This window comes from Ensifer sp. SSB1 (genome assembly GCF_016652895.1).
In the GTDB taxonomy this organism is placed as follows: Bacteria; Pseudomonadota; Alphaproteobacteria; order Rhizobiales; family Rhizobiaceae; genus Ensifer.
The window spans coordinates 20,577-30,671 of sequence record NZ_JAEPRP010000083.1; the positions used below are offsets into that span (position 1 = coordinate 20,577).

8 protein-coding genes are annotated in these 10,095 nt (G+C 63.8%); 2 read left to right on the forward strand and 6 right to left on the reverse strand.

What is annotated here, in order from left to right:
* The 5 genes from I8N66_RS20480 to I8N66_RS20500 form a co-directional block, all read right to left on the reverse strand.
* A partial coding sequence (locus tag I8N66_RS20480) for an aldehyde dehydrogenase family protein (protein ID WP_291157108.1) occupies positions 1–1,190 on the reverse strand: 1,190 nt, incomplete at its 3' end.
* Entirely contained in the window at positions 1,190–1,921 is a 732-nt protein-coding gene (locus I8N66_RS20485) for an enoyl-CoA hydratase/isomerase family protein (protein WP_291157109.1), read from the reverse strand. The genes I8N66_RS20485 and I8N66_RS20480, both read right to left, overlap by 1 nt.
* Positions 1,922–1,961: 40 nt before the next feature.
* Complete coding sequence (locus tag I8N66_RS20490) at positions 1,962–3,581, reverse strand: acyl CoA:acetate/3-ketoacid CoA transferase (RefSeq protein WP_291157104.1); 1,620 nt, start codon at positions 3,579–3,581, stop codon at positions 1,962–1,964.
* Positions 3,582–3,585: 4 nt separating this feature from the next.
* Positions 3,586–4,587 (reverse strand): Gfo/Idh/MocA family oxidoreductase, encoded by a 1,002-nt coding sequence (locus tag I8N66_RS20495; protein ID WP_113535419.1) that lies wholly within the window; start codon positions 4,585–4,587, stop codon positions 3,586–3,588.
* Entirely contained in the window at positions 4,584–5,624 is a 1,041-nt protein-coding gene (locus I8N66_RS20500) for a LacI family DNA-binding transcriptional regulator (RefSeq protein ID WP_291157105.1), read from the reverse strand. The genes I8N66_RS20495 and I8N66_RS20500 overlap by 4 nt, the downstream gene beginning before the upstream one ends.
* A gap of 297 nt (positions 5,625–5,921) precedes the next feature.
* Between I8N66_RS20500 and I8N66_RS20505 the strand changes: the two genes are divergently transcribed.
* A complete protein-coding gene (locus I8N66_RS20505) occupies positions 5,922–7,094 on the forward strand; it encodes a dihydrodipicolinate synthase family protein (RefSeq protein ID WP_291157106.1) in 1,173 nt (390 codons plus the stop codon).
* Positions 7,095–7,182: 88 nt separating this feature from the next.
* Here I8N66_RS20505 and I8N66_RS20510 read toward each other — a convergent pair whose 3' ends face one another.
* Positions 7,183–9,219 (reverse strand): TonB-dependent receptor, encoded by a 2,037-nt coding sequence (locus I8N66_RS20510; protein WP_291157110.1) that lies wholly within the window; start codon positions 9,217–9,219, stop codon positions 7,183–7,185.
* 282 nt (positions 9,220–9,501) lie between these two features.
* On the opposite strand from I8N66_RS20510, the gene I8N66_RS20515 reads away from it, so the two are divergent.
* Positions 9,502–10,095: LysR family transcriptional regulator (locus I8N66_RS20515; RefSeq protein WP_291157107.1), on the forward strand; the 594-nt coding region annotated here is incomplete at its 3' end.

A 10,095-nucleotide genomic window follows, 5' to 3' on the forward strand; every position in this document is an offset into this window, starting at 1 on the left:
ACTTCCTCGCGCGCCACCGCCATGTCCGGTCGCACGGCCGAAAGGATCGTCGGCTCCATGAACTGGCCCATGCCCAGATCGAGCGCCGTGCCGCCATGGGCGACCGCTGCACCGTCCTTGGAAGCGGCAGAAACATAGCCGGCGATCTTTTCCAGATGCTGCGGCGTGATGATCGCGCCGACCTGTGTTTCCGGGTCGAGCGGATCGCCGACCTTCACCTTGGCCGAGAGCTCGGCGATGCGGCGCGTGACCTCGTCGGCGATATCGCGATGCAGGATCAGCCGCGAGCCGGCATTGCAGCATTCGCCGGCATTGAAATAGGCGCCGAACACGGCGGCATCGATGAATTCGTCGAGATTGGCGTCCGGGAAGACGATCTGCGGGTTCTTGCCGCCGAGTTCGAGCGACACCTTCTTCAGGGTTTGGGCGGCATTGGCCATGGTCAGGCGGCCGACGCCGGTCGAGCCGGTAAAGGACACCATGTCGACATCCGGATGCGTCGTCATCGGCGCGCCGACCTCCGGCCCCGTGCCGGTGATGATGTTGACGACACCGGCGGGCACACCGGCTGCTTCCAGGATTTCACCGAGCAGCAGAGTCGAGGCCGAGGTCAGTTCCGACGGCTTGACGACAGTGGTGCAGCCCGCCGCAAGCGCAAAAGGAAGCTTCTGGCTGACGATCAGGAACGGGAAGTTCCAGGGCGTGATGATCGAGACGACACCGATCGCCTCGCGCAGCACGACGCCAAGCGTGCCGTCACCGAGCGTGTTGTAGCTTTCGCCATGCAGATCGCGGGCGAGAGCTGCGGCGTAACGCCAGATATCGGCGGCACCGCCGAGTTCGCCCTTGGCTTGGCTGATCGGCTTGCCGGATTCGATCGCATCGAGATAGGCGAGTTCATCAGCACGCTCGGCAATGATGTCAGCGGCGCGCAGCAGCACCAGCGAGCGCTGCGATGCGGTCATGCGCGGCCAGGTGCCTTCATCGAAAGCGCGGCGGGCAGCAGCAATCGCCTTTTCGGCGTCGGCCTTGGTGCCCGCCTGATAGCGGCTGACGACCACACCATGACCGGGAGCCACACGCTCGATTGTGCGCCCTTCGGCACTGTCCACCCATTTGCCGTCGATCAGCATCTGGAAGGCGCGGACCTTATGATCGCCGAGCGCCTTGGGTTTCACGAGCACGGTCATTACCATTCTCCCTTGAATTGGGCTTCACGCTTCTGCGAGAACGCGGCGACACCTTCCTTGAGGTCGCCGGTCTTGGCGACGAGGATCGAGCCGAGCGCTTCGACCGCGGATCCGTTGTCTTCGCCATTTGCCGAAGCGAGCATCAGTTTCGAAATTTCGAGCGCCGCAGGTCCGCGCTTGGCGACGCGCGCCGCATAGTCACGGGCAGCGGTCAGCACCGTGCCGGTCTCGACGACGGCATCGACCAGGCCTTCCCTGAGAGCCGCCTCGGCGGTGAACATCTCGCCGCCAAGCACCATGCGCCTGATAATCTGGGCGCCAAAGCGAGAGACGAGACGCTGCGTGCCCGACCAGCCGGGCACCATGCCGAGGCTCGTCTCCGGCAGGCCGATCTTGATCTGCACTTCCGCCAGACGGACATCGGCGGCCGCCGCTAGCTCCAGCCCGCCGCCAAGCGCGTGGCCGTTGAGGGCCGCGATGACAGGCATGCGCAGCGTCGCCAGGCGCTCGAACACACGATGACCGAAGCGCACCCAGTCATGCCCGAAGGCAGGCGGATCCATGCCGCCCCAGGCCTTGATGTCGCCGCCGGCCGAAAAAGCTTTGCCCTCGCCGGTGAGGATGACGACACGCACATTGCGGTCGGCCTCGACCGTATCGCAGGCGGATGCCAGCGCCTTCAGCATGTCGATGTCGAAGGCATTGAGCTTGTCCGGACGGTCAACCGTCATGGTCGCGATCGGTCCATCGACCTCGATGCGGATACGGCCTTCAGCCACGGTCGCCTCCCCCAATCCGGCGCACCGGCTTCTTCGGCAGTTCCAATCCGATCAGCGCTTCCGCAAAAAGCGTCGCGTCCATGGTCTTCAGCCTGTCGGAAACGATCAGCGGGAATTCCGACTGGTCGAGAACATGGGCCTGAAGATCGACGCCGGGCGCGATCTCCGCGAGCATGACGCCCTCAGGCGTCAGCTTCATCACGCAGCGTTCGGTCACATACGTGATGTCCTGGCCCTGCTCGATGCCGCGACGGCCCGAGAAGGTGACGTGCTCGACTTCGTTGACCAGCTTCTTGAGCTTGCCTTCCTTCTCGATCACCAGCTTGCCATCGGCGATCGAAAGCTTGGCACCGGCATTGAACATGCCGGAGAAGACGATCTTCTTTGCCCGCGCGGTGATGTCGACGAAGCCGCCGGCACCGGCCGTCACATGCGGACGGAAGGAGAGCTTCGAGACATTGACCGAGCCGTTGCGGTCGATCTCGAGGAAGGAAAGCAGCGAGGCGTCGAAGCCGGCGCCCTGGAAATAAGTGAACTGATAGGGCGAGGGCATGAAGGCATCGGCGTTGGAAGCGCAGCCGAAGGCAAAGTCGAGCAGCGGCACGCCGCCGACGGCGCCCTGCTCGATCACCCAGGTGACCGCACCATGCAGCCCTTCTTCGAGCAGGATGCGCGGCACGTTGGCCGAAATGCCGAAGCCCAGATTGACGGCGCTGCCGGCCTGCAGCTCCTGCGCCACGCGGCGGGCAATCACCTTCTGGATATTGAATTCTGGCACCCGGAAGCTGTCGAGCGGCCGGAAGATCTCGCCGGAGATCGCCGGATCGTAGAGCGTCTGGGTTGTCTGCTTCTGGTCGGGATCGACGACGACGTAATCCACCAGCACGCCCGGCACCCGCACGTCGTGCGGCTTCAGCGAACCTTCCTTGGTGATGCGCTTGACCTGGGCAATGACGATGCCGCCATTGTTGCGAGCCGCGAGCGCCTGATCGAGCCCACCGAGATAGGCGCCCTCGTGTTCATAGGTGAGGTTGCCGCGCTCGTCGGCCGTCGTCGCGCGGATGATCGCCACCTGCGGCGCAATCGCCTTGAAATAGAGCCACTCCTCGCCCTCGAACGAGACCTTTTTCACGACAGGTTCGGCCGCAGCCGAAGCATTCATGGCGCAGCCTTCGCGCGACGGATCGACGAAGGTGTCGAGGCCGACCTTGGTCATCACGCCCGGGCGCTTGGCTGCGGCCTCGCGGTGCATGTCGAACAGGATGCCGGAGGGCACGTTGTAGGCAGCCACTTCGTCAGCGCCGATCATCTGCCAGATCAGCGGCGGCTCTGCACTCGACGGGCCGGAAGGATAGGAACCGCCGATGATTTTTTTCAGCAGGCCTTTCCTGGCGATGTAGTCAACGCCCCTGATGCCGCTCATGTCGCCGGCGGCAATCGGGTGCAGCGTCGTCAGATCGCGCGGATGGCCGGTCGTCTCGAAGCGCTCGCCGATCGCCTTCAGCATCAGGTCGGGGCAGCCGAGGCCACTGGACGAGGAGACCGAAACCACCGCGCCATCCGGGATCAGGGCCGCCGCTTCGGCCGGCGAGATATGCTTGTTCATCGACATCAGTTCAAAGTCCCGTTTCGATCGCCACGGCCTGGCCGGTAGCAGCGGCCTTGACGACCGCAAGACCCGTTGCCAACGACCAGACGCCGTCTTCGCCTGTCGCCGAAGGACGGCCTTCGCCTCTGACGGCGGCATGGAAGGCGGAAAGCGCGGTTTCGTAGAGATTGCGATGGTCGAGCGACAGCTCGGTCTCGCCATCGGCATTGCGTAGCGTCACGGTTCCGACCGGCCGCTGGGTCATGACCTTGCGGCCGATCAGCGACCCCTCGGTGCCATGCACTTCGAGACCCGTATCAGCAAAGCGCACGGTAAAGGCATCGTGGAACTGGGCGATGACGCCGGAGCGGAAGTGGAGCACGCCCATGACCCCGTCTTCCAGGCCTTCCTTGCCCATGCCGGCGCTGTGGCTGATGGCAACCGCTTCGATCGGGTCATCATTGAGAATGAAGCGCAGCGTATCGGCATCGTGCACTGTGATGTCGAGGATGACGCCGCCGCCGGCATCCGGCCGCTCCAGTCGCCAGCCCTGCAGATGCGGCGGCAGATAGACCGCGTGGAAAACGCGCGCGGCAATCGGCCGCCCAATTTTGCCCTCGGCGATCGCATCACGCATGGCGCGATGGGTGGCGGCGTTGCGCAGGTGGTGATTGGTGGCAAGCACGACGCCCGCCTCCTGCGCCGCCGTCACCATCTCGCGCGCATCCTCGAGCGTCATCGCCAGCGGCTTTTCGCAGAGCACATGCTTGCCGGCGGCAATCGCCGCCAGCGTCTGCTCGCGATGCAACTCGTTGGTGGTCGAGACATAGACGGCATCGACGTCGGGATCGCCAACCAGATCGGCGACCGAGGTCACCGACTTGGCGATGCCGTTCTCTTCGGCGTAAGCCACACCGCGCTCGGTGCTGGTGCTCATGACGGAGACAACCTCGCCTCCAGCGGCGCGGATTGCGCCGATCACCCATTCACGCGCAATCGTGCTTGCGCCGATCAGACCCCACCGCGTCATGCCAATGCCTCCCTTTTTCTTTCAACCGCAGCACCGCAGCTCTGGCGGACGACGAGACGGACAGAACCGACGATTGCCTCGGGCTCGGCCTTCCCGGCCTTGATCTGCTTCAAAAGCAATTCGGCAGCGCGCTGGCCCATGCCTTGCGGGTCGACGGAAACCGTCGTCAGTGCCGGCACGGCGGTTTTCGCCTCAATCACGTCGTCGAAGCCGATGACGGCGAAATCGGCACCCGGCTCTAGGCGCCGGGCCCTCAGGCCATCACAGACGCCGAAAGCGACCGCATCATTGAAGCAAAGTGCGGCCGTCGGCCGGTCGGCGAGCATCATCGCCTGCTCCACCGCCGTCACACCGCCGGCACGCGACGGCGCCGAACCGATGATCAGCGCGTCGGAAACCGCAATGCCGGCCTCGATAAGGGCGTCGCGATAGCCGCGCATGCGCGCCTCGAAGACGGCGGTATCCGGAAAACCGCCGAGGAAGGCGATGCGCTGGTGGCCGCGTTCGATCAAATGCCTGACGGCAGCCATGGCGCCGGCGTGATTGTCGGAAGTCAGTGAAGAAACTTGGGCGCCGGCAATGTCGCGAACGACCAGCACGACCGGCATGCCGCTCGCAACCAGCGGCGCAAGGTCGGCCGCTTCCGTGCCGCGCGCCGGCGAGACGATTAGCCCGGAAACGCCGTGTTCGCGCATCGAGGCCACCACTTCGCGCTGCCGCTCGATCTTTTCACCCGTGTTGGCGAGGAACTGAACGAAGCCGGCCGATTGCACGACGGTATCGACGCCGACAGCCAATTCCGCAAAGAAGCTGTTGGTCAGGTCGTTGACGACGATGCCGATGATCTTGGACTTCGCCTGGCGAAGATTGGCGGCGCTGCGGTTATAGACATAGCCGAGATCACGGATGGCGGCATTCACCTTGGCGCGCGTCGCCTCGTTGACGAGCGAACTGCCCTGGAGAACGAGCGACACGGTCGACTTCGACACGCCGGCGGCGCGCGCAATATCGATGACCGTTACCCTCTCCTTGACCACAGCATCCTCCGAACTCTCTTGCCTGCTTTTCTCTTTCATAATTGGAACGTTCCAATTACGTCAAGAGTTAGCTGATCACTTTTTTCTCACCCAGGGACACCGAACGCAACGTCATGACGCCTGAAGGACGCACATTTTTGAGCGAGATCGTCTATAAATATTATTAAAAACAATGACATAATGACATTATGCCGATCGCCGAAGAAGCACACCGTCTCATCCGAAAAACATAGCCGCTTGCCATTTGGAACGATCCAAAGTATTTCAAGGCAAACTTCCGCGGAGGAACCGACCCCAATGACAAGCCTGACGCTGCCGCACCAAGACGGCTCGCTTGAACAGTATCGCCTGACCGGAACGCCGATCGAGCGGCCCGGGACGCCACCGACCTTCAACCGCATCGCCTATGCGGCCGCCCATGTGGTCTCGGATCCGCTCCGGGATCTTGATCCCTGGGGCAATCCGGCGATCGACTGGGACGCGACCATGGCGTTTCGCCATCACCTCTGGGGCCTGGGCTTCAAGATCGCCGAGGCGATGGACACGGCCCAGCGCGGCATGGGGCTGCCCTGGGCAGGCGCGCAGCAGTTGATCCGCCGCTCTCTTACCGAAGCGCGGCAGGTGCCGGGCGCCGATCTTGCCTGCGGCGCCGGCACCGATCATCTGGCACCGGCCGATGTGCGATCGCTGGACGACGTGATCGCCGCCTATGAGGAACAGGTCGGTTTCGTCGAAGGCGAGGGGGGCAGGACGATCATGATGGCAAGCCGGGCGCTGGCCCGCGTCGCCCGTTCCGCCGACGACTATCGCCACGTCTATGGCCGCATCCTCGGCCAGACCAGGCACAAGGTGGTGCTGCACTGGCTTGGCGACATGTTCGATCCGCAGCTTCGGGGCTACTGGGGTTCGGAGAATTTCGACCAGGCGCTCGATACGGTGCTGTCGATCATCGAGGCCAACCGCGACAAGGTTGAGGGCATCAAGATCTCGCTGCTCGACAACACCAAGGAAGTGGCACTGCGCAATCGCCTGCCCGAAGGGGTGCTCTGCTTCACCGGCGACGACTTCAACTATGCAGAACTGATCGAAGGCGACGGCACGAAGTACAGCCACGCGCTGCTCGGCATCTTCGATGCGGTGGCGCCATCTGCCTCCAAGGCCTTGGCGGCGCTGGCCAAGGGTGATCTCGCGACCTTCCGCGGCGTGATCGAGCCGACCGTGCCTCTGTCCCGCAAGATCTTCGAGGCGCCGACACAGTATTACAAGGCCGGCGTCGTTTTGCTGGCCTGGCTGAACGGCCACCAGCGCCACTTCACCATGCCCGCGGGCATGCAGTCCGCACGCGGGGTGCTGCACTACTCGGACATCTTCCGCCTCGCCGACCGAGCCAATGTGCTCGACCGGCCGGAACTGGCGGCAGAGAGAATGAAGAGCCTGCTATCGACCCTCGGCGTGGACCAAAGCGCTTGAGAGAGAGGGGCGCTTGAGAATAGACGGACGGCGCCCGGGAAGGCGCCGTCTGTTCTCGATCGGAAGCCGGCAGGGACCGGCCACCGGATCAGAATGTCGCCGTCAGGCTCATCCAGAAGCGACGGCCTTCCATGACCGTGTTGAAGTCGGTCTCCTCGACCTCCTTGTCGAAGAGATTGTAGACGGCGGCGTTCAGCGTCAGGCCCTCGCCGACATCGTATTTCGTACCGATATCGACGGTCGTGTAGGCGTCGTATCTGCGCCCCTGCTGGCCGTTGATGGTTACCGGCTTGCCGTTGGTGCCGATGCGCGGGCCGGCGGCGATCTCCTCGCCGTGATAGTTGACCGAGGCCCAGGCTTCGAGCCCCTCCACCGGCGTGTACCAATCGGCCCTGAGATTGGCCATGTGCTCCGGTGTGCGCGCCAGCGGGAAGCCGGCAAAGGTGCCGGTCTTCTGTTCCGACTGCGTATAGGTGTAGCTGGCGCGTAGCGTCAGATCGGCCGTCGCATTCCAGGTCGCCGTCAGTTCCACGCCCTGAATGATCGCATCGTCGATGTTGTAGTTGTACCAGAGGCGGTAGTTCGGATCCTCGCTCCAGCGCACCGGATTTCCGGCCGAATCCAGCACCATCGAGTTGGAAATCTTGTCCCTGAAATCCGTGTAGAAGTAGGTGCCGCCGAGGATGACGTCGCCATTGTCCCACACGGCGCCGATTTCATAGCTGGTGCTCGATTCGGCCTTGAGGTTCGGGTCGGCGATGATCACGCCGCAGGTGCCGGTCGGACCGTAGGAGCAACCGCCACCGCCGGTGGTGTAGGCATAACCCGGGGCGATGCTGCGGATGTCGGGCGCGCGGAAGCCGGTGGATATGCCGCCCTTCACCGTCAGCATGTCGGTCGCGTTCCAGACGCCGTAAATGCGCGGGCTGAGGTGGTAGCCATACTCCTCGTGGTGATCGAGACGCAGGCCCGTGGTCAGCGCGAAATCATCGACCATGCGCCATTCATCCTCGGCAAACAGCGCCCATTGCGTCGCCGAGAAAGTCTCGTTCAGTCCGGTTCTCCGGCCCGGGTTCTGGTCGGAGAGCCGCGCCTCGAAATATTGCCCGCCGGTCACCAGCGTGTGGCTGCCGCCGAGATCGAAGGGGGTCGTGAACTTGCCGTCGACGACGGTGTTGCGCACCTCGGGCGCGCGCGGCTGCTTGACGAAGCGACCGTCTGCCTGGCTGTAGTTATAGTTCCGACGCTCCGCCCATTCCTGCAGAATGGAGAAGTCAGACGTCGTCGGTCCCCAGCGCCCCGTATGCGAGAACGACCAGTGATCGCGGTCGTTGTCGTTGTAAGTGCTGACGGCACGCGGTCCCGGCTCGATCGTCCTGCCGACATTCGCATCGCGGCGAAGCCGCGCTGTCCCGCCTTCGAGGAAGAAGTCGTGGTCCTCGTTCGGCGTGTAGGCAAGCCGCGCCGTCAGATCGTGCTCCTTCGACCCGGTAATGCCGGAAAGGAACCTGTCCTCGCTGCGCTTCAGGCCGCGGCCCCAGATCTGCACGCCGAGCGTATCTTTCAGGATCGGACCGCTGGTGTAGAACGACAATTGCCCCGAATTGCCGAACTGCCTGTGCTGCTGCATCGTGCCGTCGGTAGTGACCGAGCCGGTCCAGCTATCCGAGACCTTGCGGGTGATGATGTTGATGACCCCGCCCATGGCATCGGAACCATAGAGCGACGACATCGGGCCACGGACGATCTCGATGCGCTCGATAGCGGCGGCGGGCGGGATGAAGCTCTGCTCGAAACCGGAATTGCCGTTGGTGCGGGCGTCGCGTGTGCTCTGGCGCTTTCCGTCGACGAGAATCAGCGTGTAGGAGCCGGGCAGGCCGCGGATGAAGATGTCGCGCTCGTTGGCGACACCGGTCACCGCCACCCCTTGCGCGTCGCGCAGCGCATCGGTGAGATCGCGGAACGACCTTTTCTGCAAGTCCTCGCCCGTGATCACCGTGATGCTCGCCGGTGCATCCTTGACGTTCTGCTCGAACCCGGTCGCTGTAACGACGATCTGCTCGAGCTCGGTCGCCTTCTCCCTGTCCTTTTCCTTGGCCTTCTGCGCCAGCGCCTCCACCGGCATCGTCAGCGCCGTGCCGGCAAGGCAGGCGCCGACGAAGCGACGTGACCATCCGGCCGAGCCGCACCGGTTCCGGCGGGTTCCTCGTCCCCAACGATCAGTTTCCGTTGCAAGCCCCATCCGCTTCATCATCTTCGCCCCACATATATCTTGAGCAATACACTCCACTTAGTTATTGGCGAAGCAGACGGTCAACGACGCTGTTTTGGAACCGTTCCAAATACGAAACGACGCAAAACAGCGCCCGCGAATATGCCGGATGAGACAGAAAGGCGGGACGGAACCATGGCGAAAGCAGCAGCAAACGTGACAGGAGGCGGGTCGGCCCCGAACGAACGCCAGACCGATCTGGGCAAGCTGCGGCTGCTCGTGGCGCTCGATGGGCTGCTTCGGGAAAACAGCGTCAGCCGTGCCGCTTCAAGCGTCGGTCTTCAGCCCTCGGCAATGAGCCGCTTGCTCGGTCAATTGCGTGAGGACTATGCCGATCCTCTGTTCCTGCGCACCGGTCATGGCCTGCGCCCGACACCGCTTGCCGAGTCGCTGCGGCTGCGCGTGCGCGCTCTTGCCGCAGAAACCGAAGCCCTGCTTGCCGCCCAGCCCGATGACGCCGCATCCGCCCCGGTACAGACGAGCCATACCGGCTGGGGACGGCGGGCCCTAACCGATGCGCCTCCACTGGCCGTCCGTCCGAGCCGTCTGCTTGAGGGTGAGCCAGCGCCTGAACAATTCGCCGCAAAACTAGCGGAGATTGGCGATGACGCCACCCCTGAGCGGCGCCTTGCCCGCTGCATAGCGACCGTCGGAACCGGCGCAGGCCGCAGCCGGCCGCTAAGTGAAAGTGAAGCTGAAGATGCGCTGGCGGTCATCCTTGCCGGCGAG